This is a genomic window from Bradyrhizobium sp. STM 3561 (assembly GCF_045571455.1).
Classification (GTDB): Bacteria; Pseudomonadota; Alphaproteobacteria; order Rhizobiales; family Xanthobacteraceae; genus Bradyrhizobium; species Bradyrhizobium vignae.
Genome location: NZ_CP120695.1, coordinates 3177804 through 3201071 on the forward strand (window position 1 = coordinate 3177804; position 23268 = coordinate 3201071).

The following is a 23268-nucleotide window of genomic DNA, read 5'->3' on the forward strand; positions in this document are numbered from 1 at the left end:
ACCGGGGCAAAGTTCGTCAGTACGTCAGGAAATTCGAGGCGGTGCGCGGGCCTGGCCGCTCGAGCCCTCATGAAGGGCGACGGCGGGGACCTCAGCGGGACGCCACACCACCCGGCCAGCGTCGCGGGCGGGAATGGCGAGCGCAACCTGCGGCGGCGAATCCAGCGAGGCGCCGGCATGCGCCAGGCAGCACAGCGCACAAGCGCCGACATGCGCGGTCGGCGTGCCCGACTGATCATTCAGACCGCCCTGCTCGCCTACACTGTGGCAGATGACGGCTGCGGACAACGGATCGGACACGGCCTCGCCCGTCGCCCAGCAGGCGGCAATCGGCGCCAGCACCTGCATCACCAGGGCGAGCAGGACCAAGGGCAAGTATTTTTGTAGCCGTGCGCGCATCCGCCGAAACCGTTCGCTCGACCGGCAACTAAACACTGCGGCCGGGGCCGAGTCGAGGTCAGTTCCGCCGCCTTCTTGGCCCAGCGCAGCTTTCTCGAAAGCTGTGGTCGGCGTGTGCCACCGCCGTCGGTCCGGCATTTGAGGCAGGGAGACCCCCCCCGCCTGTCCACAAATTTCTTATATTTGTCATATGGTTATATGGCTAAAAGCTCGATCATTTCGTCAGCTGCTCGAATTTTGAACATTCGTTGCTGAAAATGATGACAAGTGAGAAAAGTTGATCTAGCATCCTCTTGCTCAGGCGCTGACCGTGAGGTCGAGGCCTGGTGGTCCAAGTCTCGGGAGGAGCCCCTGGCGCGCAAAACGCAGCGTCGCCCCGTCAATCAAGAGCAAATCTTAGAATCGGGGATAATAGGGTCGACACAATTTTTGAGCGGGGCCAGGGCCCCGCTCTTTTTTTGCGTGCACGGCCGATGAACGCTTCTTCCGACCACATCGAGCAGTCATCGTAGCCGAGCATTGCGCGCGCGGGGCATTGCGCTCGCGCAGGGATCGACGCGCGCGCGATGCTCGACCTCGCGGTGACGCGCAGCGGACACTCCCGGCTGATGCGACGCCTGTCTCGCGGTTGATTGCAGATTGAGTGCCAACAACTCTTGTGAGAGACTTTCGGACATCGGTCGCGCAAGCAATGACGCGCCGACGACAAAATATATATGGGAGCGAGCGATGTCCGGGACGAAAGATTTCTCGACGACGAGGCGCGATCTTCTACAGGCGGCCGCGACCGCCGGCGCCGGGGCTGCCCTCTTCGGCAGCATGGGCATAAACCCCGCACTTGCGGCCGAAGTCGGACGCAGCGAAAAACCGCTGAAGGCGGCCTTCTCCAACGCGGGCCTCCAGGCCACCTGGTGCGCGCAAGGAAAGCAGGCGGCGGAATTCTGGGGCAAGCTGTTCAACGTCGAAGTGACCTGGTTCGACGGCCAGCTCGATGCGGTCAAGCAGCGCGCCGCGATCGACAACATGGCCTCGCAGAAATGGGACTTCGTCGCGATCCAGGCCTTCGGCATCGGCACCCTGACCCAGCCGGTTCAGAAGATGATCGACGCCGGCACGCCCGTGATCGACATGGACACGCTGATCGCGCCTCTCGATCAGATCAACGTCCACTCCTTCCTCGCTCCCGACAACGAGTTCATGGGCGCCTCGGTAACCCAGGCGCTGTGCAACGCGATGGGCGGCAAGGGCAAGATCATCATGACCCAGGGCGCGCTCGGACATACCGGCGCGCAAGGAAGAGCCAAGGGCTTCAACTCCGTCGTGAAGCAATTTCCGAACATCGAGGTGCTCGACACGCAGCCGGCCGACTGGGACGTCTCCAAGACGGCGCGTCTGTGGGAAACGTACCTGACGAAATATCCGCAGATCGACGCGGCGTTCTTCCACAATGACGACATGGCGCTTGCGGCGGCCAACATCATGAAGGCGCGCGGTCGCACCAACATCCTGATCGGCGGCGTCGACGCCATGCCGCCGGCGATCCAGGCGGTGAGCGAAGGCCGCATGTTCGCGACCGTCCGCAATCCCTCCTGCCGCATCCATGGCGGCGCCATCATTGCAGGCGTATCGGCCGTGGTCGGCGGCGAGAAGAGCGGACAGGGAATCCCGAAGAACGTCGTCACCGACGGCCCGGTCGTGACCAAGGCCAACGCCGCCGGGATGCAGTGGATGCAGGATCACTTCCTGATCTGAGTCTCCAGATCTGAACTTTCATGACTGCGGGACAACAGCCTATCCTGGAACTCGAGGGCATCACGAAGAGCTTCGGCGGCGTCGAAGCGCTTCGTGGTGTCGACTTCGCGCTTTATCCCGGCGAGATCCACGGTCTCGTCGGCGAGAACGGCGCCGGAAAAAGCACGCTGATGAAGATCATCGCCGGCGTGCACACCGAGTTCTCCGGCCGCTTCCTGGTCGACGGCCAGGAGATGCATTTCCGCTCGGCGCGGGATGCGCACGCCGCCGGCATCGCCATGGTGCATCAGGAGCTCAGCGTTGCGCCCGACCTCACGGTCGCGGAGAACGTCTTCCTCGGCAACCAGCCGACCAACGCGCTCGGCCTCGTGCAGTGGCGGCGGATGGCGCGCGAGGCGGGCGAGCAGCTCGCCCGCTTCGGCATCGACGTCGACCCGATGGCGCGGCTCGGCGACCTCCCGATCGGACTGCAGCAACTGATCGAGATCGCCCGCGTGCTGTTCTCCGGCGCCCGCATCGTCATCCTGGACGAGCCGACCTCTGCCCTCTCCCCGCCCGAGGTCGAGCGGCTCTTCGCAACGCTCCGGCGGCTGCGCGAGGAAGGCACTGCAATCGTCTTCATCTCGCATTTCATCGAGGACATCCTGCGCGTGTCCGACACGGTGACCGTGTTCCGCAACGGGCGGAAGGTGGCGGAGACCGCGAGCGCTGCGACCAGCAAGGGCGCGCTGATCGAGGCCATGATCGGCCGCGGCGGCGAGGTGCTCGAGCATAGCTACACTGACGATCTGATGCTGCCGCAGCCGAGCGACAGCAAGGTCGTTCTTAGGGTCGACCAGCTATCGCTGTCCCGCAGCCTTCAGGACGTCTCGTTCGAGGCTCGCGCCGGCGAGGTGCTCGGCATCTACGGCTTCATGGGGTGCGGCCAGCAGGAGCTGTCGCGCATCCTGTTCGGCAAGCTGAGGCCGGACAGCGGCACCCTCGCCGTCGAGGGCGCGCCAACGACCTTCGCCAGCACGGCGGCGGCGCGGCGCGCCGGCGTGGCGCTGGTGCCGGAGAGCCGGCGCGACATGCTGTTTCACCAGGAGCCGGTCTACAAGAACATCTCGATCAGCATTCTCGACCGCATCTCGTCCCTGCTGCTCAAGCCGGCGCAGGAGCGCGACATCGCCAAGCGCCAGGTCGATCAGCTGCAGATCCGGCCGCCCGTGGTCGGCCTCGATCTCGGCATGCTCTCGGGCGGCAACCAGCAGAAGGTCGCGCTGGCGAAATGGCTCACCTACCCACCAAAGCTCCTGGTGCTGTGCGAGCCGACCCGCGGCATGGATGTCGGCGCCAAGAACGACGTCATCAACATCGTTCGCGACCTCCGCGCCAGGGGGCTCGCGATCATCGTGCTGTCGACCGAGCCGGAAACGGTGCTGTCGCTGGCCGACCGCATCCTCGTGCTCAAGCGCGGCGCCTTGGTGCGGGAATTCAGGAACGAGCCGGTCAGCAAGGACCGCCTGCTGGAGGCGGCGTGACGGAGACGCACAATGGCGAGCAGTGAGACGGCTTTTGCGGGAGCTCATCGGGCGCGGGGCCTTGCGCCCTTCCTTCGCTCGCAGATGCGCAACATCGCGCCGTTCCTGACGCTGATCTTCCTCTCCGCCTTCTTCGCCTTCGCCAGCCCCTCCTTCGCGACGCTCGACAATCTCGGCAATATCCTGACGCAGGTGTCGGTCACGGGCATCATCGCCGTCGGCCTCACCTTCGTGATCCTGTGCGCCGAGATCGACCTGTCGATCGCCAGCATCGCCAACGTCACCGGCATTGCGGTCGCCTACTTCACGCTGCAGGAATCCTACGTCAACATCGCCAACATCCCCCTGCCCGGCGCGGTCGCGATCATCCTGTCGATCCTGCTCTGCGCCCTGCTCGGCCTCGTCAATGCGCTGGGGCTGACCGTGATCGGCATCCCCTCCTTCATCATGACGCTGGCGATGATGCAGATCGCCGCCGGCATCTCCGCGCTCTTGGTGCGCGGCCAGATCGCCTACAAGGTGCCGAGCCTGATCACGACGCTCGGTTCGGGCTCGATCGGCGGCATCCCCTGGATCGTCATCGTCGCCGCCATCATGCTGCTCGGCGGCCATCTGGTGCTGACCTACACGCGCTTCGGCCGGTACGTTTACATGGTCGGGGGCAATCGCGAAGCGGCGGAATATTCGGGTCTCAACGTCAAGCTGATCCTCGGTGCGGTCATGGTGATCTCGGCGGTGTGCGCAGGGATCGGCGGCATGCTGGGCGTTGCCCATTTCGGCAGCGCGCAACAGAACGAGTTCGACACCTACCTGCTCGACTCCATCGCCGCCGTCGTCGTCGGCGGCACCAGCCTGTTCGGCGGCCGCGGCGGCATCGGCAACACCATCGTCGGGCTGTTCGTGCTCGGCGTCCTCAACAACGGCCTCGACCACGTCAACATCGACAGCTTCCTGAAAATCCTGATCCGCGGCCTGATCCTCTTGGCCGCGCTGGTCATCAATGTCTACGCGCAGCGCTTGAGGGAGAAAGCGGCGGAGTAGACGGCCGCAAAAACAAAAACTGCGAAAACAACCCCATGCACAGTAGCCGGGGCCAGCGAAATCAATGACTTGCCGGCGGCATCGTAAACTTACGATTTGGCGAAGTCGATTTGACTCGTCGGGCAAAACAGGGGCATGATGTCATCATCGGCAGCCGGCTTCGAAAGGCCGGTGCATCCCCCGTCATTGCGAGCAGAACGGCGATCAGGGATCTACCTAAGGCGCGATGAAATGAGGCTCGATCGCAACGACAGAGGTGCGCTCCCTCTCCCGCTTGCGGGAGAGGGTTGGGGAGAGGGCTGCTTCCGCAATGGGACAATCCCCAAGAGGAGAAAGCCCTCACCCGGCGCTTTGCGCCGACCTCTCCCGCAAGCGAGAGAGGTTGCACCGAGCCCGTGGCAAACGGCTCGACCTAAAGCCATTCCGCTCTATCGCGGGTCAGCGGGTGCGGTCTAACTCCCAGCCTCGCCCTCCGGCGACAACCGCGAAAACCGGAAATTGCAGTGGCTGGCGCCGCCCGCCAGCGTCTGGGTCCGTTCCAGGCGGATGCCTCGCGTGGCGTAGGCGACGAAGTCGAGGCCGCAGATGGTCGGCAGGATCTCTTTGTCGCCGCGGCGCGCCGCGAGCTTGCAGAAGCCGCAGGCCTTGTAGTCGATGCCGAACTCGAAGCTGTCTTTTGGACCCGGCTCGACGAAATCATAGACGAAGTCTTCCGGAAACTCCGCTTGGTGGGCTTTTGTTACGCTTCTTGCCGCCTGCTCGCGCATCAAGGCCTGGTTCTCCCGTGACATGAATTGACGCCCCGCGGCGAGACGCTCGGCTTCGGGTTTCATCAGCAGCTGCGCCTTGTAGGTTTCCCGCTCGATCTCGCCGATCACGGGCACCGGCACGCCGTGGCGACGGAGCACCCGACTGATGGCCATGAAGCCGGTCAGGCGCATGAAGAAGTCACTCATGCGGCTTGCCGCGCCGCCGACATAGGGCATCTGGGTGAGGACGATCTCGAATTCGTCCATCACCTCCTGCCTGAATGCGGCGATATCGGAGACATGCGTGCGCTCGCGGAGCATCGCTTCGGCAAGGTCTAGTCGCTCGCGCAGGCGGCTTCCATGGCTTGCCGGTGCGTCTGGTAGAACGGATGGATCTCAGCCATCGGACACCCGATATGATTGGCTCATTTGCAACTTCGACGGCGCCGCCTCATTCCGCGGCGATCGCCTCGATCTCCAGCAGCCACTTGCCGTCGACGGTCTCGACGACCACGACGGTCAGTGCCGGCTGGTGCTCCCCGAGCATGGCGCGGCGAATGGCGCGGTTGGTAACGACCTGACTGCGATCCGTCAGGAACGTCGTGACCTTGACCAGGTGCTCGACGCCGAGACCTGCCGCGGCGAGCACCTCCCTGACGTTGCGCCAGGCCTGCTCGCATTGCGCCTCGAAGCCGTCGGGCACGGTGCCGTCGGACTTTTCAGGCACCTGGCCGCTGATGAACAGCAGGCGGCGATGCTGCTTCAGCTCGAGGCCCATGCTGTAGCCGCCGGCGGGCGGGTGAACCGTTGCGGGATTGTAGCTGACGATGTGAGCTGGCGACATGGCGTTTCTCCGGATTTGCGGGTCAAGGCTATCCGGCGGCATCACCCTTGTGCAAAGCATCATTGCTGCGGTTCAGCGCAAGGAAATCTATTGCAAGCCCGCGGCCTATCGGTGTCAAAGTGCCGTTGCGATGACCTACGCCCTTCCCCCGCTCAACGCGCTCCGCGCCTTCGAGGCCGCCGCGCGCCATCTCAGCTTCAAGCTGGCCGCGCACGAACTGCACGTCACGCCTGCGGCCGTGGGGCAGCAGGTGAAAGCGCTGGAGGCGCGCCTCGGCGTGCAGCTGTTCGAGCGACTGCACAAGCAGCTCATCCTCACCGAGGCCGGCCAGGCCTATCTGCCCGGAATCTCCGAAGGCTTTCGCCACATCGCCGAGGCGACCTCGCAGTTGAAACCAGCAGGTGCGGTGCTGCTGCAAGTGGGGGTCCACGGCAGTTACGACCTGCGTCGCCTCGAGCTTGCGGCGTTTCGCAGCGCACATGCGGAGATCGGTTTGCGCGTGCTGCAGCCTGCTGGCCTGCACGAGCTCGTCGAGGGGAAGGTCGACGTGCTGATCACCCGCGGGGTGAGCCACCATCCGGGCTATCGCTGCGAACGGATCAATGAAGGATCGGGTCCGGGTGATTGGCTGGTTGCGCCAGAAGGGACCGCGGACTGTCCGGAGATCGTGAGTTTTCGGGCATGGCTGCGCGCCCTGCCCGCGGCGAAGCCGCTCGCAAATCGCCGCCCGCGTCTGGTCGGCGGCGTCGGGAGTTGACGGGGCCAAAGGTTACGGGCCGAGGCCCAGGGCTAGCGTTCAACTCAGCGCATCCGTACCCGTACAAAGAAAAATCGCGATCACCGTCTGGGGCGCGTCCTCATGAACCCGCGCCGCACCTGGAACGCGAATGAGGTCCGCTGTGCTCCCGATAGCCGCGCAGAAGCCGGCCTCACCCGACGTCAGAGTTGGGGCCAGTAGCGGACTCCTGTATTGCGGCAATAGCGTCCGATCCGATCACCTCACCGACGCTGACAAACAGTGCCGGTGCGGCGATTGGGCGTTCGCAGACGCTTATTTTACCTACTCCTTCTTTCGCGCGTGCTCGTCAAATACGCTCAACACGGCGAGAGTCATGGCCTCAATCCCGGTCTCGATTGTTGGTCTCGGTACTGGCGCGAACAAAGGCGAGTGATTGGGCGGGAGCTGCGGGCCTTCGCCCTCGCGGGCGGCGGCCACGCGCTCCGGCTCGTAGACGCCGATTCTGAAGAACATCGAGGGCACGCCAGAGCTGATGAACTCCGAATAATCCTCGCTAGGCGTGACGGGCGGCACGAGCTTGAGCTTATCGCCGAACGCCGCTCTCAGCACCTTCTCCGCGGTGCCAAGCACGCCCGGATCGTTGATCACGGCCTTGGGGCCCTCGGTGATCCTGATCACCGGTTCAGGCGCATTCGACATGGCGGCGATCGCCTTTGCGGTCCGCACGATACCCTCAAGCATCTTGGCGCGCACCTCCGGCTTGAAGCTCCTGATCGTGCCCAGCAGCACCACATCCTCCGGAATGATGTTTGCTCCAGTGCCGCCGTGGATCGAGCCCATGCTGACAACGCCAAATTCGGTCGGGTCCTTTTCGCGGCTGATCACACTCTGAACGTCGACGACGAAGCGTGCGGCCATCATCACCGGGTCGATCGTTGCCTGCGGCACCGCTCCGTGACCGCCGCGGCCGCGGAAGCTGATATAGAGTCCGTCCGAACTCGAGGAGCCTACCCCCACGTTATAGAGTACGCTGCCATAGGCGAACCCGCCATTCGCGTGCAAAGCAAAGCCGAAATCGGGCTTTGGAAATCGCGTGAACAGACCGTCTATCAACATCGCCCTGGCCCCCGCACCGATCTCTTCTGCCGGTTGGGCTACGAACATCAGCGTACCGCGCCAGCGATCTTTCAAGCCGATCAGCGTTTTGGCCGTCCCCACCCAGCTCGCCATGTGAATGTCATGGCCGCAACTGTGGGCCACGAAGGTTTCACGCCCTTGCCAGGTCGTCTTGTCGTGGCTGGCGTAAGCAAGCCCGGTCTTCTCCTCTATTGGCAGCGCATCGAGTTCGGTGCGCACCATGATTGTGGGACCTTCGCCATTCCCGTAGATCGCAACCAGCCCGGTTTTGCCGACGTGCTCCGTCACCTGGAAGTCCAGAGCCCGCATTTCGGCAGCTAACTTGGCTGCCGTCTTCTCCTCCTGAAACGCGATTTCGGGATGGGCGTGAATGTCTTTGTAGAGCGCCTCGAGTTTTGGATACTCTCTCTCGAGTGATCTCGCGATAGCACCCTTCAGCCCGACGACGTCAAGTTCGGCATGGGCCGGAAGCGGCAGCCAATTGCACAGCCCAGCGGACGCTAGTAGTGTTGTGAGAAGTCTAATCATAGCAAATCGCTCCAACTTTGAAGCCAAGTAGTCAGCCTAGAGGGCTTAGGATCGATGTCGCTGTCTCTCGCCACATGTCCGTGCCGGCGTAGGGACTGGTTCCTACAGTTTCGCCCCGACCGACGCATCAGGTCATACTGCCGGGCAGGAAGCAGCGGACGTGCGGATGGCCATCGATGTAGTGCTTCCACACCATCGTCCGTCCAGCGAGGTTGGGTTGCTTGATGAGAGCGCCGTCCGGCACCAAGACCCATTCGCCATCGATGCGAACGCGAAATTGCCCATGATCAGACTCCCAGTCCGGCTCCGAGACCACGTAGGCGTCGGAATCCTCGCAGCACTTCCCGAATTCGCTCTGCAGACTCTCGAACCAAGGCTTGAGCGGGGAATTCGCATAGCGCCCGTCATCTCGCGCAAGCGTCGCAGTCGTGAACAGCTGCAGTAGGGAGACCGTGATTGCCATCCGATTCATCGTTCTCATCGGCGCCTCGGTCATCCTGGAGCATCTCTATCGAACGAGGCCGCTGGCGTCGTCGGGAGGGACCGCACGAACACGAAGCGGGAGCCCACTGGTATTTCCGCATCGGCGCGACCATCCTGGCCGATGAGAATGAGGCCCGCTCCCCCATTCGCGACGGTCAGAATGGTTTCATGACCTGTCGATGTCCGGATTGGTTTCATGCCGACGATGAGGAACTCACCGACGGGCTGGTCCAGATATTGGAGCCTAAGCTGCGGAGCGATTTCAGGCGGAGCAAGCTCGAAGCCCAGTTGCTGCGCGCGTTCGTAGATTTGCCGCAACGAAGCGGTCTCACACTTGAAGCCCAGTTCCGCCGCTGACACCGTCAGAAGCGCTACCACATTTCTGACGGCACTAACTGAAAATGCCGGCAGGGCAACAACCGCCGCAGCCGATTCACCGACGCCGCAACCAATCCCAGCCAGCGCGGTGAGAAGAGCACTCACATCCGGGAAAGTCCCGATGGTTATCGTTTTCCATCGAGCAACGTCCGAAACGGAGGTAACTGTACTCCGTGGAACAGTGGGCATTGTCTTATGTGTCAACTGCAACAGCAACTCATCACGCGCCGAGCATTGGGCGTTGGCGTACTTCGCGGATGCGGGAATGCACACGGTACAGAGAACGAGCCTCGCCACGAACACCCAAGCTACCGAGCGATTTGAATTCGCGGCAATTCCTTCCCCGGCGACGTGGTCGGTTTCGCCGCTCGTCGCGTCCATTGACGCAACCGTTCCCATCATGATGACCTCCCTCGATGCGAGATCGGCATGCCGTGCGTACCGCTCTGCCGCACACCAGGATGCCCCGAGGTCAGACGAAGCGCTTTACAAGCGACTTACATTCTTCTTACGGTCTGCTTACATCGCAAGTCCGCTAGCGGGGCGGTGACCTACCTTGGGGGAGACGGTTTGCTTTACTCTTTTTCGGACTTCACGCTGGAAACGGACCGGCGGGAGCTGCGGCGGGGAGCCGAGCCGATTTCTGTTACGCCACAGGTGTTTGATCTTCTGAACTATCTGATCCGCAACAGGGAGCGTGTGGTCAGCAAGGACGACCTTGTCCGCGAGGTCTGGGGAGGCCGCATCGTCTCGGATGCTGCGCTGACCACCCGCCTGAATGGCGCCCGGAGCGCAATCGGCGACACCGGTGATAAACAGCATTTTATCAAAACATTCCCGCGCAAGGGTTTCCGCTTCGTGGGTGCAGTGCAGGAAGCCAGGAGGCCCCCAAATGAGACGGCGGGCCCAATCAGGCCAACCGGCGACACGCCGCCGCAACTATCTATCGTCGTGCTGCCATTCACGAACCTGAGCGGTGATCGCGAGCAGGACTATTTCGCGGATGGTGTTACCGAGAGTTTGAGCACGGACTTGTCGCGCATCAGTGGTTCATTTGTGATCGCACAGAACAGCGCCATCTCCTACAAGGGTAGAGCGGTCGATGTACGACAAGTCGGCCGCGAATTAAACATTCGCTACGTGCTCGAAGGCTCAGTGCAACGCAGCGGCAAGCGGCTTCGGGTAAGCGTGCAGTTGATTGATGCCGAAAATGGCAACCACCTGTGGGCAGAGCGCTTCGACAAGCCCGTCGCCGACCTCTTTGACATGCAGGACGAAATCGTATCGAGGCTCGCCAATACATTGGGTGCCCAGCTCATCCAGGCTGAGGCACGGCGATCGGAGCGTTCACTGCATCCCGATGCGAGGGATTTGTACTTCCAGGGTCGGGCCTGGCTCATGAAGGGGTTCAGCCCTGAATGCGTAGCGCAAGCGAGGAGCTTCTTCGAACGCTCTCTGGACGTTGATCCCGGCAACGTCGAAGCGATGATCGGCCTAGCAAATGTTGATACGGCGATTGGCTCCAGCTTTGCGACGGATGATGGGCCTGCGCGGTTTGCAGCGGCCGAGGCGATGGCGATTAAGGCATTGTCGATCAGCCCAAACTATACGCCGGCCCACTTGGCTTGGGGTTGGGTCCAGATCTTCACAAGCCGGGCCGCCCAAGGCATGCGTCAATTCGAGCATGCATTGGCGCTGGATTCGAATAAAGCCACCGCTCATGCTGCTCTTGGTTTTGCCAAATTCTATATGGGGCGCGCTGCCGAGACCGAAGGTCATATACTCGAGGCTCTACGTCTCTCCCCTCGCGACGTTGAAGTCTACCTGTGGAGGTGTTATGTGGGCGCGGCCAAGCTACAGCTTGCTTCGGACGTCGAAGCCGTCAGTTGGCTACGACGAAGTACTGAGGCGAACCGCAACTTTCCTCTCGCTCATTTGTTGCTCGCCGCTGCCTTGAGCCTAAGTGGTGCGCTCGATGAGGCGCGAACTGCTGCAAGAACGGGACTTGAGCTCAACTCAGGTTTCACCATCCGTCGCTTTTTGCTCGCTGCTCAACAAAGCGATAATCCAGCTTACCTTGCTGGGTTCGAGCGCGTCTGTGAAGGCTTGCGCCTCGCTGGCGTGCCCGAAGGGTGAGGAGCGCTTCGCAAGACGCGTCCCCCTGCATGAGAGCCCAGATAACCGGGTAGGTGCTGGGCTGGCTGGAAATCGCAAGAATAAGCTGCCGGTGAGGAAAATGTAAGCCGCCGGTCAAGCGCGCCTGCCGATATCGCGGCACCCTCGTGCCCGTGGTCAAACACCATGGGATGAGAGACCGCAATGAGCACGACTCACAGCACGACGTGGCTGGAACAGGCTTTCACATCGACCCGGGGTGTCTCCGGCTTCATCTGGAAATATTGGAATGTCTTTCGGGAGCGCCGCGAACGCAAGAAATTGCGCGCCGCGATGTCCGATTTAAGCGATAGTGAGCTGGCGGATATCGGCACTACGCGCGGCGAAATCGACTACTTCGCCTCGCGAGGCCTGCGATTCGGCGAATGGCTGCGATACCTTCCGACGGCGGACGGCCAGATTGGCCCCATCGATTTGCGCTAAGGATCAAAACGCGAAGACCTCAGGTTGAGCAATCTGGTCCGCACGGGCGCAATTAGCGGACCTTCGCCAGGCGCCGACTTCGTGCGGTAATGCTCCGACTGCACACAAGATGTTGTGCGTGCGCCGCAGAAGCTGACACCTTCGCCTTTTATGAATACACGCCCCTAGTGTAACAGACGCGCCTTCCTCCTTCGGCGCATCAGCCCTCGGCCGGGACGAACGCCGCCTGCCCCGCAATCTCCTCGCTGCGCCAGCACCTCACCGCGTGCCCATCCGCCCGCGTCTCCAGCGACGGCCCCGGCTCGCTCCGGCACGCCGCCTCCGCATATCGGCACCGCGGGCTGAAGGCACATCCGTTCGGCGGGTTGAGCGGGTTGGGCAGGTCGCCGCCCGTCGTCACCAGCGGCGCATGGCGCAAGGGATCGGGGATCGCGGCGATCAGGGCTTGCGTGTAGGGGTGCGCGGGACGTTCGAAGATCTCGCGCCAATGGCCGTTCTCGACGATGCGGCCGAGATACATCACGGCGACGCGGTCGCTCATGTGCTCGACGACGCCGAGATCATGGCTGATCATGATGTAGGACAGGCCGAGCGTGTCCTTCAATTCCAAGAGCAGATTGATGATCTGGGCTCGGATCGAGACATCGAGGGCCGAGACCGGCTCGTCGCAGATGACGATCTTGGGATTGAGGACCAGGGCGCGGGCAATGCCGATGCGCTGGCGCTGGCCGCCGGAGAATTCATGCGGGTAGCGGTCCGCCTGCTCGGGGCGCAAGCCGACGTGCCGCAGCATCGTTGCGACGCGGTCCTCGATCTCGCTTTTCGCGGTCACGCCGTGCACGCGCAGGGGATCTTCGAGCGTGCGACGAACGGTCTGGCGCGGATTGAGCGAGGCGTAGGGATCCTGGAAGACGATCTGGACGGTGCGGGCGAGCGCCTTGCGGTCGCCGGATTGCCTGTTGGTCACGACCTGCCCGTCCAACACGATGCGACCGCGCGTCGGCGTCAGCAGACCGAGGATCGAGAGCGCGACCGTCGACTTGCCGGATCCGGACTCGCCGACGAGGCCGAGGCATTCGCCGCGCTTCAATTCGAGATCGACACCGTCAACCGCACGCAGCAGCCGCCGGCCGCGGCCCAGCAGGCCACCTCCCAGCGGGAAATGAACCGCGAGATCCTCGATGGTGAGAATGAGATCGTCGTCCCGCCTGGCTTCGCCCAGCATGTTCTGCGGCTCATGCATGGTGATGACACCTGACCAAGCCGCCTGCCTCCAGCAAATCAGTCTTGGGCGCGGCTGTCCGACAAATATCGGTCGCCTGCGCACAACGGGGATTGAACCGGCAGCCATCCGGGAAATTCGTGATCGCCGGGACGACGCCCGCGATCTCCTTGAGCCTGCTGCGGCCGAGCGCGGCGCGGCTGCCCAGCCGCGGCAGGGAGTCGACGAGGCCCTGCGTGTAGGGATGGGAGGGCGCGCGGAAGATATCCGCCGAGCTGCGCTCCTCGACGATGCGGCCGGCATACATCACGGCGACGCGGCGGCAGACATTGGCGACGAGGCCGAGATCGTGGCTGATCATCAGGATCGCCGTTCCCCTCTCGGCGCATAGGTTTCGCATCAGCTCGATGATCTCGGCCTGCACGGTAACGTCGAGCGCGGTGGTCGGTTCGTCGGCGATCAGGAGGTCCGGACCGCAGGCGAGTGCGATGGCGATCATCACGCGCTGGCGCATGCCGCCCGAAAGCTGATGCGGGTAATCCTTCACGCGCCGCTCCGGCGCGGGGACGCGGACGCTCGCGAGCGACTCGACCGCCAGCTGGTTGGCTTCCCGCCAGCTCTTGCCCTTGTGCAGCACGAACATCTCGGCGATCTGCCGTCCGACCGGCGAGACCGGGTTCAGCGCCGTCATCGGTTCCTGAAAGATCATGGCGATGCGATTGCCGCGCAGCTGCCGCTGCCTGGCGGCTGAGAGGTTCTGGATCTCCCGCCCCTCGAACCGGATGGCGCCACCGCCGATCGACAGCGGCGACCGCAGCAGGCCGATCAAGGCGAGCGCCGTGATGCTCTTGCCGCAGCCGGATTCGCCGACAAGGCCGAATGTCTCGCCCCGATCGATCCGGAACGAAATGCCTTCGGCCGCCGCAACGCGCCTCGATCCATCATCGAGATCGATGCGGAGATCCTCGACCTCGATCAGCGGCGCCCCTGTCATGTTCGCCGGCTCCGCGATTGGGGATCGAGGATGTCGCGCAGGCCATCGCCGAGCAGGTTGAGGCCGAGCACGGTCAGGAAGATGGCAAGGCCGGGAAAAACCGAGAGCCACGGCGCCGTCGTGATCTGGTCGCGGGCCTCGGACAACATGCTGCCCCAGCTCGGAAAGGGCGGACGGACGCCGAGCCCCAGGAACGACAATGCGGCTTCGGAGAGAACGGCGCTGCCCATGCCGAGCGTGCCGATCACGACGATCGGCCCTAACATGTTCGGCAAGAGCTGCGTGATCATGATGCGCAGATCGCCATAACCGAGCACGGTTGCGGCCTGAACGTAGCCCTGGTTCCGCAGCGACAGCGCCGATGCGCGTGCGAGCCGGCAGGTGAAGGACCAGTTGGTCAGCCCGAGCGCGATCAAGAGGCTGGTCAGACCGGGACCGAGGACCGCCATGATGGCGAGCGCAAAGATCAACGAGGGGATCGCGAGCATGAAATTGGTCAGGGCGTTGACGACATCGTCCCACCAGCCGCCAAAATAGCCGGCGCTCAGACCAAGCCCCACGCCGATGACGCTGTTGATGAGCTGCGAGACGATGCCGACCGTCAGCGAGATGCGGGCGCCGTAGACGACGCGGGAATAGATGTCGCGGCCCTGTCCGTCGGTCCCGAACCACCAGGTCCAGCTCGGAGGCTCCTCCGCATTCAAGAGGTTGGCATCCATGACGGGGTCCGTATGCGCCAGCCAGGGCGCGAGCAAGCCCACCAGGATCGCAAGCGCGAATAACGCGCCGCCGATGACGAGATTGGCGCGGAGCTTCATGCGTATCTGATCCTGGGATCGATCACGCCGTAGAGCACGTCGATCAAGAGATTGATCGCGAGAAAGAACAGCACCACCACGAGAATGGAACCCTGGACGGCGGGAATGTCGCGCTGCAGGACGCTGTCCACGAGCAGCGAGCCGATCCCCGGCCAGGAGAACAGCTTCTCGACCACGACCGCCTGCCCCATCAGCGCGCCGAACTGCAGGCCCATGGTCGTGAGAATGAGGACGAGCGCATTGCGCATCACGTGCCATTTCACGACCCTGGTTTCGCTCATGCCCTTCGAGCGCGCCGTGCGGACGAAGTCCGCGGTCATGATCTCGAGGACCGCGGCGCGCGTTGTCCGCGCCAGCAGCGCCATCGGCGAGACGCCGAGCGTCACGGCCGGCAGGATCAGATATTTGAGGCCGCCATCGCCATAGCCGAAACTCGGCAGCCAGCCGAGCCTCAACGCGAACAGGTACATCAAGAGCAGTCCGAGCCAGAACTTGGCCAATGACAGGCCTGATACCGCCAGGACCATCGAGACGGTGTCGACGAGGCTGCCCGGCCGCAACGCCGCGACGAAGCCGAGCGGGACGCCGAGCAGAACCGCAAATGCCATGGAGGCGAAGATCAGCTGCAGCGTCGGCCATGCCCGCTTGGCGATCATGGTCGTCACCGGCTCGCGGGTCCGGAACGACGCCCCCAAATCACCGGTCGCGAGCCTCGCGACATAGGCGCCGAAGCGCATGTAGACGGGCTGGTCGAGGCCGAGCTGCTTCTTCATGCGCAGCTCGACCTGCGGGTCGCTGTCGTCGCTCATGGACGAGGCGATGCTGCCTGGAACGACGCTGAACAGCACGAACACCAGCAGCACGACGGCGAGCACGGTCGGAATGGTCTGCAGCAGGCGACGGATCAGGAACGAGAGCATCGGCACTTTTCCTCGCTCCCTCCATTGTCTGTCACGATGGGGGGAGCGCGCGTGTCACTTCGCGGGCGAGGTCTCGTCGACCCAGAGCTCCTCCACGTTCTGGTGGGTCAGCTCCGTCGGGTTCTGCTGAATTCCGTGGAGCCATGGCTGCACGGCCATGACCGCCTTGTTGTAGTTGAAGAACCAGACCGGCGCCTCGTCGTAGAGCAGTGCATTGGCCTTTTGCAGCAGCTGGGTGCGCTTCGCAGCGTCATCGGCCTGCCCGGCCTCGTCGAGGATCTTGTCGAATTCGGCATTCTTGAAGTTCATGTAGTTGCAGGCCGGTTGCGGCGTCGACGAGTGGAAGCATTTGAGTGCGGCCAGCGGATCCGGGCCGCTCTGCTGGGAATAGATGAAGGCCTGGTAGTCGCCGGTGCGAACCACCTCCGCCAGCACCGCGGTCTCGACCTGCTTGACCTTGGCCTTGATGCCGACCTTGTCCAGCATTGGAATGACGGCCGAGACGATCGGCAGGCCCCAGCTTTCGTTCTGGCTGGTGGTCCATTCGAACTCGAAGCCGGATGCGTAGCCGGCCTCGGTGAGCAGCTGCTTGGCCTTGGCGGGATCATAGGGATACGGCTTCATGGACTTGTCGTAGGCCGGCGAGGTCAGCGGCAGCCAGCTGGTGGCGCGGTAGGCCTTGCCTTTGACCAGCTTGTTGATGATCAAGTCGGTATCGATCGCGTAGTTGATCGCCTGCCGGACGCGTTTGTCGGCAAACGGTTTGAAGGCGGTGTTCATCCCCATGTAGCGCGTGAAGACCTCCGCGACATCGACGATGGTACCCTTGAGGTTGGCGTCGGACTGGTAGGCGACGTACTGCGCCGGTCCCAGCACCGAGGTGTCGATCTCCTTGTTGCGGAAGGCGACATCGCGCGCGGCGGCCTCGGCCATGATCGACACGATGACCTTGTCGGCATAGGGCTTGCCGGGCTTGTAGAAGCGGTCCCAGCGCTCCAGGACGATGCGCGATCCCGGCACGTGCTCGACGAATTTGAAAGGCCCGAGACCGATCGGCTTCTGGATGAAGCTCTCCTTGGCGCCTTCGTCGGCCGGATAGATCGAGGTCAGCGCGGTGAAGAAATAAAAGCCGGGATCGACCTTGTCGGTCAGCTTCATCTCGATGGTGAAGTCGTCGATCTTCTTCAGGCCGGAGATTTCCTTGGCCTGGCCCTTCTCCACCGCGGCCGCGCCCTCGATCACGCGGACAAAGCGAGCGCCGGGATAGGCCTTGCTGCCGTCCATGATGCGGTTATAGGACCAGATGACGTCGTCGGCGGTCATCTTTCGGCCATTGTGGAAGTAGGCATCGTCGCGCAGCTTGAAGGTGTGCACGAGACCTCCGCCCGAGACCACATCCTCCTTGGCGAGTTCCAGGACCGGCTTTCCTTGCGCGGAATCCCAGATGTAGAGCGACCGGTGCAGCGCCTTGGCGTAGATCTCGTCCTGGGCGCGTTGCGTGGTGTGAATGTCGAGACTTGTGAAGCTCGAGCCATAGGGCGCGGTCATCCGGATGGTTCCGCCCTTGCGCGGCGTCTCGGCCTCCGCCGTGGCAGCGAGCGCCAGCCCCATCCCCGCGACGACCGCAATCATCCTGAACATCATGTGTCCCCCAACAGCGCAGGCGTATTCCGACAAGAGATTTGATCATTCGTCGCCCGTCGAAAGCAAGCTTCGATTTGATGGCAACCGATGCCGGTTTCCGAGGCAGTCCTTCGACCGAGACCCTTCGGGAGACCGGTTGCATGCCCCAAGCCGATTTGACGCGGTGCGTCATTGAACGGCCGGGATCGGTGAACATTTTTCGTGATCAACGCGACCAAGCCCAGGATCGTCATCTGAGCCCCAAGGATCGCGAAAAAAATGAATCGCCGAGCACTAAAGCGCGATGAAATGAGGCTCGATCGCTGCAACGACGGAGGGACTGGGCGCCGGCTTTATTGACGTTCCCGCGACGATCTCTCACCTCGTCATTGCGAGCGCAGCGAAGCAAATCCAGTCTGGCTCCGCGGAAAGATTCTGGATGCTTCGCTGCGCTCGCAATGACGGAGCGTGGGGCGGCTCCGGCTCCTCACCATGCGGCTCTCTCAGCCGGACAGCTCCGGCATCCAGTTCCGCAGTTTCCGCGCGGCGCCCGTCACGTCGGTGACCGTCCGAAATGCCCCCGTCTCCACCATCATCGTGCGCGCCAGCCGCACGGCGCGTGCCTCGGTGGTCGCCCGCATGCGCAAGTCCTCGATCAGCTCGAAATCGATGTTGTGGGCGAGGCCGAAGATGCGGCGGATGATCTTGGCTGCGGCGAAGCCGACCGTATCGGCGAACAGGCGCTGCATGTAGGCCTGCCGCTCGGCCTCCAGGCGCGCGGTGCCCTTCTCGCCGCCGAAGAGTGACACCGGATAGGCGTCACCGGCCGCGCTGCCGCGCCAGAGATCGAGGAATTTGCCGGCGAACCCGGTCCACACGTTTTCGACCGTCTCCAACCCCCAGGCCTCGAATGCGGCCCGATCGCCCGGCGCGCCCTCGTGGCCGGCGGAGGCGAAATAGGCCATCAAGAGGTTGGCAAGCACGGCGCCCACGTCGAACCCCATCGGACCGTAGAATGCGAATTCAGGGTCGATCACCCGCGTCTGGCTGTCCGTGACCATGATCGAGCCCGTGTGGAGGTCGCCATGAATCAGCGCCTCGGGGCTCGCCATGAATTTCAACTTCAGCCGGGAGATCGCGATGTGCAGGTCCATGTCGTCGCGCAGATCGGCGGCGACGCCGTCGAGATATGGCACCGTCCAGCGGTTCTGTTCGGCGATGCGGTAGGGATCGGTGAAGATCAGATCCTCCGTGATCTTGCAGAGTGCGTGGTTGCCGGCGAAGGCGGCTATGCCCTGCTTCTTCTCCGCCGCGGAGAGCGCGAGGTCGGAGGTGAAGAACAAGGTGCGCGCCATGAAGGTGGTGATGTCGTCCGCGAAGCGCGGATATTTGGTTCCCGCGACCAGGCCCCTGCGCATGATGATGTGGGGCTCGAGCAGCTCCATCACCGTCAGCGCCAGCTTTTCGTTGTGATGCAGCAGGGCCGGCACCAGGCCGGGTGCGAGCTCGGCCTGCCGCGACAGAGCGAGATATTCGTAATGGGTCCGCGACAGCGGCAGCGGCCAACTCTCGCCGACGAGGCGAACGTAAGGCAGCGCCTGCTTCACGGCGATGCCGCCACGGGCACCCTTGACGATGAAGACGAGGTTGAGATTGCCGTCGCCGACCTCGGTGATCGCCCAGGATGCGGGATCGCCGCCAAGCCGCACCTTCAGGTCCGGAAGGCCCGCGAGATAATCCCGCAAGGCCGCCTCATGCAGAATCCGATAGTCCCCTGCCCGGTCCCCGGTCATGACGATCCTACCCCATTTGTGTAGGCCGGATCGTTACTCCCGCTCCAGGAAGCTCGAGCCGATCTCGGCCTTTCTTTTGATCGGATCGTAATCACAATAAACGAGGTCCGCCACCAGCGTGTAGCTGGCGCTGACGGTGTATTTGTCTGTTTTGACCGAGTTCAGGCCGATCACCGAGGTGCTCTTGCCCCCGTTCCATTTGAACGGGGTCGAGCTCTTGGCCTGCTCGCAGGCCAGCACGGCCTCGTTGAAGACATAGCCCTCGACGAACGCCTTCAGGGTGCGCACCTGCACCGCCATCTTCCATTCGACATAGCCAACGGCACCAAGACCGGCGACGATCAGCACCAGAAGCGCGACGACGATCCTCTGAAAAGTCATTCGTTACCCCCTCAATTGTGTTTCAATATGCAAACTATCTCCGGCATCGTTGCGAGCGAAGCCAAGCAATCCAGAGTCTTTCCGCGGAGGGATACTGGATTGCTTCGCTTCGCTCGCAACTCGACAGCAATGACGAGCTTGGTCGATATCCTTCGTCTCTTACGCTCTAAAACGGCATTCCCATCAATTTCGACAGGCGCTCGATCGAGAGATAGCCGGCATGATAGGCCGCTACGCCGAGGCCGTAGATCACCGCCGAGATGATCGTGGTCCAGATCAGCTTGCGCCCCATCCGCGTCAGGATCGGCGCGCCGGGATCGGTGCCGGGGGCGCCGACGCCGTCCTCGTGCTGGCTGCGCACGCCGAACGGCAGCGTCAGGAACAGCGCGATCCACCAGATGACGAAGTAGATCGCAAGCGCGGTCGAGATCTGGATGGCCATGGCGCGGCCTTATGCCTGCTCGATCTCGACCAGGGCGCCGGAGAAATCCTTCGGGTGCAGGAACAGCACCGGCTTGCCGTGGGCACCGATCTTCGGCACGCCGTCCCCGAGCACCCTTGCGCCCTCCCTCACCAGCGTGTCGCGCGAGGCGATGATGTCGACGACCTCGTAGCAGACATGATGGATGCCGCCGTCGGGATTGCGCTCGATGAATTTTGCGATCGGCGAGGATTCACCGAGCGGCTCGATGAACTCGATCTTGGTGTTGGGCAGGGTCGCGAACACGGTGGTGACGCCATGCTCGGGCAGCGGCACGGCCTCGGAGATCTGGGCGCCGAATGCCGCACCGTAGATCTTGGCGGCCTTGACTGCGTCCTTGGTCGCGATCGCGACGTGGTTGAGGCGACCCAGCATGGTTCTCTCCCGTTAGACTGTCAGTACATGGACCAGACAGGGGGGCTTTTTGCCCCAATGTTCGTTGATCACAGCCCGGACCGCGCGTCGCACCGGCTCGGCCAGCGCGTCCGGATCGCGGCGGCGCGCCTTCGGCAGCCCCTCGATCGTGGACATCACGGCTTCGAAGACAAGGTCGTCGAAGAGTTCGCCGGCCCGGTTCTTCTCGGGGATGCCGACGAGATCGACCTCGGGCTCGTCGGCGAGCTCGCCCTGCGCGGTCATGGCGATGGCGACGAAGGCGCAGCCGGAGAACGCCATGCGGCGGCGCTCGATCACGGCACGGGACTTGGAGTCCTCCAGGATCGTGCCGTCCTTGTAGAGGCGGCCCGAGGGCACCTCGCCGACGATGCCGGGATCGCCGGGGCCGAGCTTGACGAGATCGCCATTGCGGCAGACCAGCACGCGCGGCACGCCGGCGGCGCGGGCGAGCTTTGCGTGCTCGTGCAGATGCAGCGCCTCGCCGTGGACGGGGATGAGGAGCTGCGGTTTCACCCAGGAGATCAGGTCGCGCAGCTCGTCGCGGCGCGGGTGGCCGGAGACGTGGACCAGGGCGTCGCGGTCGGTGATGATTTCGATGCCCTGGAGCACCAGATTGTTGATGATCGAGCCGACGGCCTTCTCGTTGCCGGGAATGGTGCGCGATGAGAAGATGACGCTGTCGCCGCGGTTCAGGGTGATTTCAGGATGATCGTCGTTGGCGATGCGCGCCAGCGCCGCGCGCGGCTCGCCCTGGCTGCCGGTGCACAGCGCCAGCACCTTGTCCTGGGGCAGGTGACCGTAGACCTCGGGCGAGCGGAAGTTCTGCACGCCCTCGAGATAGCCGGTCTCTCGCGCGACCTGCACCACGCGCTCCATGGCGCGGCCGACCACCACGACCTCGCGGTCGGCGGCCCTCGCGGCGTCGGCGACGGCTTTGACGCGGGCGACGTTGGAGGCGAAGGTCGTGACCGCGACGCGGCCCTTGGCCGCCTTCACGAGGTCGATGATGGTTTTGGCGACCTCGGCTTCCGAGGGCGAGCGGCCGTCGCGCACCGCGTTGGTGGAATCGCCGATCAAGGCGAGCACGCCCTGCTCGCCCAATTCGCGCAGCCGCTTCTCGTCGGTCGGGGGCCCCAGCGTCGGAGTCGGGTCGATCTTCCAGTCGCCGGTGTGCAGCACGATGCCGGCTTCGGTGTGGATCGCAAGCGCGTGGGCTTCCGGAATCGAGTGCGCGACCGGGATGAACTCGACGTTGAACGGGCCGACATCGACGCGGCCGCCCGATGGCACCACCGTGACCGGGATCTCGGGCGCATTGCGCTCGGCGGCGCATTTGGCCTCGAACAGCGCGGCGCTGAATTTCGTCGCGTAGATCGGGCATTTCAGCTTGGGCCAGAGGTCGATGATGGCGCCGAAATGATCCTCATGGGCGTGGGTCAGCACCAGGCCCATCAGGTTCTTGCGCTCCTTCTCCAGGAAGCTGATGTCGGGCATGATCAGGTCGATGCCGGGCAGATGCTCCTCGTCGCCGAAGGAGACGCCGAGATCGACCGCGAGCCAGGCGCGCTGGTGACGGTTGCCGAGGCCGTAGATCGACAGGTTCATGCCGATCTCGCCGACGCCGCCGAGCGGCGCAAACACCAGTTCGTCGGGCCTTGCCATCACGCAGCTCCCACGGAGGCGACGGGGCCGAAGAACACCTCGCCCGCGGCCACCGGCACAAGGCGGCCCTCGGCGGTGCGGACGATCAGGCAGCCGGTGTCGTCGATCGTGTCAAATATGCCTTCCAGCGTCATCGCTCCCGTGTGGATCGCGACCTTCTCGCCGAGGCCGGCCGCGCGGTCCAGCCACAGTTTACGGATATCGGCGAAACCGCGGCCATTGTCCCAGATGCCACGGAACTCGACCCAGGCGTCCGACAAGGCCGTAAACAGCTCCTCCGCGCTGATTTGGACGCCGAGCGTAGCCAGCGACACTGCGGGCGTCGGCGTCCCTTCGGGCGCAGCGACGACGTTGGTGCCGATGCCGACGACGACGGCCAGGCGGTCGCCGATGGCCTCCGCCTCGAGGCCGATGCCGACGAGCTTCTTGCCATTGGCGAGCACGTCATTCGGCCATTTCAGGGCGTAGCGGGGACGGTCAGGACCAAGCCGCAGCGCGGCCTCGAGGCTGACCTTCTCGAGGGCGGCCTCCTCTGCCAGCCCTGCGGCAAACCCGATGGTGGCGGCAACCGCTGGCGCGATGTCCAGGACTTCGAGGACGCTGGCGGCGAGATTGCCCTTCGGGGCGATCCAGGCGCGCTGGCGGCGGCCGCGGCCGGCGGTCTGCTCCGAGGTGACGAACCACATCGGACCGCGTTCGCCGGCCCGCGCGTGCTCGATGGCCTCGGTGTTGGTCGAGCCGGTCCGTTCGAACGCCGCGAGCTTGTAGCCCGCGGCCTGTGCGCGAGGACCGAGCGCGAACGCCATC

22 protein-coding genes and 1 pseudogene are annotated in these 23268 nt (G+C 63.6%); 6 read left to right on the forward strand and 17 right to left on the reverse strand.

Annotation, left to right across the window (positions count from 1 at the left end; all coding sequences use genetic code 11):
* Window positions 1-24: 24 nt before the first annotated feature.
* Complete coding sequence (locus tag P6U28_RS14900; protein ID WP_407122549.1) at window positions 25-399, reverse strand: DUF2946 domain-containing protein; 375 nt, start codon at window positions 397-399, stop codon at window positions 25-27.
* 729 nt (window positions 400-1128) lie between these two features.
* Between P6U28_RS14900 and P6U28_RS14905 the strand changes: the two genes are divergently transcribed.
* The 3 genes from P6U28_RS14905 to P6U28_RS14915 are packed head-to-tail and all read left to right on the forward strand — an operon-like array spanning window position 1129 to window position 4715.
* On the forward strand, window positions 1129-2151 hold the full coding sequence (locus P6U28_RS14905; RefSeq protein WP_260423853.1) for a sugar ABC transporter substrate-binding protein: 1023 nt from the start codon (window positions 1129-1131) through the stop codon (window positions 2149-2151).
* Between the two features lie 20 nt (window positions 2152-2171).
* Window positions 2172-3674 (forward strand): sugar ABC transporter ATP-binding protein, encoded by a 1503-nt coding sequence (locus tag P6U28_RS14910; protein ID WP_407122550.1) that lies wholly within the window; start codon window positions 2172-2174, stop codon window positions 3672-3674.
* Window positions 3675-3686: 12 nt separating this feature from the next.
* Window positions 3687-4715 carry an ABC transporter permease gene (locus P6U28_RS14915; protein ID WP_407122552.1) on the forward strand — a complete coding sequence of 343 codons (1029 nt, stop codon included), beginning with the start codon at window positions 3687-3689 and terminating at the stop codon, window positions 4713-4715.
* 452 nt (window positions 4716-5167) lie between these two features.
* On the opposite strand, the pseudogene P6U28_RS14920 reads toward P6U28_RS14915, so the two are convergent.
* Window positions 5168-5868: pseudogene (locus P6U28_RS14920) on the reverse strand (L-2-amino-thiazoline-4-carboxylic acid hydrolase).
* Window positions 5869-5915: 47 nt separating this feature from the next.
* Window positions 5916-6308, reverse strand: a complete 393-nt coding sequence (locus P6U28_RS14925; protein ID WP_407122553.1) for a RidA family protein — start codon at window positions 6306-6308, stop codon at window positions 5916-5918.
* A gap of 130 nt (window positions 6309-6438) precedes the next feature.
* Here P6U28_RS14925 and P6U28_RS14930 point away from each other — a divergent pair, with 130 nt between their 5' ends.
* Window positions 6439-7065 carry a LysR family transcriptional regulator gene (locus P6U28_RS14930; RefSeq protein ID WP_407123072.1) on the forward strand — a complete coding sequence of 209 codons (627 nt, stop codon included), beginning with the start codon at window positions 6439-6441 and terminating at the stop codon, window positions 7063-7065.
* Between the two features lie 303 nt (window positions 7066-7368).
* On the opposite strand, the gene P6U28_RS14935 is transcribed toward P6U28_RS14930, so the two are convergent.
* The 3 genes from P6U28_RS14935 to P6U28_RS14945 all read right to left on the reverse strand — a co-directional run bounded on the left by P6U28_RS14935 (window position 7369) and on the right by P6U28_RS14945 (window position 9975).
* Entirely contained in the window at window positions 7369-8739 is a 1371-nt protein-coding gene (locus P6U28_RS14935) for an amidohydrolase (protein WP_407122554.1), read from the reverse strand.
* 100 nt (window positions 8740-8839) lie between these two features.
* A complete protein-coding gene (locus P6U28_RS14940) occupies window positions 8840-9193 on the reverse strand; it encodes a hypothetical protein (RefSeq protein WP_407123073.1) in 354 nt (117 codons plus the stop codon).
* 11 nt (window positions 9194-9204) lie between these two features.
* A complete protein-coding gene (locus tag P6U28_RS14945; protein WP_407122556.1) occupies window positions 9205-9975 on the reverse strand; it encodes a hypothetical protein in 771 nt (256 codons plus the stop codon).
* A 168-nt stretch (window positions 9976-10143) separates the two neighbouring features.
* Between P6U28_RS14945 and P6U28_RS14950 the strand changes: the two genes are divergently transcribed.
* A complete protein-coding gene (locus P6U28_RS14950) occupies window positions 10144-11709 on the forward strand; it encodes a winged helix-turn-helix domain-containing protein (protein ID WP_407122559.1) in 1566 nt (521 codons plus the stop codon).
* A 183-nt stretch (window positions 11710-11892) separates the two neighbouring features.
* Window positions 11893-12171: a DUF1127 domain-containing protein gene (locus P6U28_RS14955; protein WP_407122560.1), complete on the forward strand. Its 279-nt coding sequence runs from the start codon at window positions 11893-11895 to the stop codon at window positions 12169-12171.
* Between the two features lie 199 nt (window positions 12172-12370).
* On the opposite strand, the gene P6U28_RS14960 is transcribed toward P6U28_RS14955, so the two are convergent.
* The 11 genes from P6U28_RS14960 to P6U28_RS15010 all read right to left on the reverse strand — a co-directional run bounded on the left by P6U28_RS14960 (window position 12371) and on the right by P6U28_RS15010 (window position 23267).
* The gene (locus tag P6U28_RS14960; protein ID WP_407122561.1) at window positions 12371-13414 is read right to left on the reverse strand and encodes an ABC transporter ATP-binding protein; all 1044 of its coding nucleotides are present in this window, start codon (window positions 13412-13414) and stop codon (window positions 12371-12373) included.
* A complete protein-coding gene (locus P6U28_RS14965; protein ID WP_122403018.1) occupies window positions 13407-14387 on the reverse strand; it encodes an ABC transporter ATP-binding protein in 981 nt (326 codons plus the stop codon). Before P6U28_RS14965 ends, P6U28_RS14960 begins: the two co-directional genes overlap by 8 nt.
* Entirely contained in the window at window positions 14384-15205 is an 822-nt protein-coding gene (locus tag P6U28_RS14970; protein ID WP_407122562.1) for an ABC transporter permease, read from the reverse strand. Before P6U28_RS14970 ends, P6U28_RS14965 begins: the two co-directional genes overlap by 4 nt.
* On the reverse strand, window positions 15202-16125 hold the full coding sequence (locus tag P6U28_RS14975) for an ABC transporter permease (protein WP_407122563.1): 924 nt from the start codon (window positions 16123-16125) through the stop codon (window positions 15202-15204). The genes P6U28_RS14970 and P6U28_RS14975 overlap by 4 nt, the downstream gene beginning before the upstream one ends.
* A gap of 54 nt (window positions 16126-16179) precedes the next feature.
* Window positions 16180-17769, reverse strand: a complete 1590-nt coding sequence (locus tag P6U28_RS14980) for an ABC transporter substrate-binding protein (protein ID WP_122403015.1) — start codon at window positions 17767-17769, stop codon at window positions 16180-16182.
* 482 nt (window positions 17770-18251) lie between these two features.
* Window positions 18252-19541, reverse strand: a complete 1290-nt coding sequence (gene mtnK, locus P6U28_RS14985; RefSeq protein ID WP_407122564.1) for an S-methyl-5-thioribose kinase — start codon at window positions 19539-19541, stop codon at window positions 18252-18254.
* A 33-nt stretch (window positions 19542-19574) separates the two neighbouring features.
* Window positions 19575-19922 carry a hypothetical protein gene (locus P6U28_RS14990; RefSeq protein WP_407122565.1) on the reverse strand — a complete coding sequence of 116 codons (348 nt, stop codon included), beginning with the start codon at window positions 19920-19922 and terminating at the stop codon, window positions 19575-19577.
* A gap of 166 nt (window positions 19923-20088) precedes the next feature.
* Entirely contained in the window at window positions 20089-20364 is a 276-nt protein-coding gene (locus tag P6U28_RS14995) for a DUF1467 family protein (protein WP_100232724.1), read from the reverse strand.
* 9 nt (window positions 20365-20373) lie between these two features.
* Window positions 20374-20778: a methylmalonyl-CoA epimerase gene (mce, locus tag P6U28_RS15000; RefSeq protein WP_122403012.1), complete on the reverse strand. Its 405-nt coding sequence runs from the start codon at window positions 20776-20778 to the stop codon at window positions 20374-20376.
* A 12-nt stretch (window positions 20779-20790) separates the two neighbouring features.
* Complete coding sequence (locus P6U28_RS15005) at window positions 20791-22461, reverse strand: ribonuclease J (protein WP_122403011.1); 1671 nt, start codon at window positions 22459-22461, stop codon at window positions 20791-20793.
* The gene (locus P6U28_RS15010; protein WP_407122566.1) at window positions 22461-23267 is read right to left on the reverse strand and encodes a biotin--[acetyl-CoA-carboxylase] ligase; all 807 of its coding nucleotides are present in this window, start codon (window positions 23265-23267) and stop codon (window positions 22461-22463) included. The genes P6U28_RS15005 and P6U28_RS15010 overlap by 1 nt, the downstream gene beginning before the upstream one ends.
* Window position 23268: the final 1 nt, after the last annotated feature.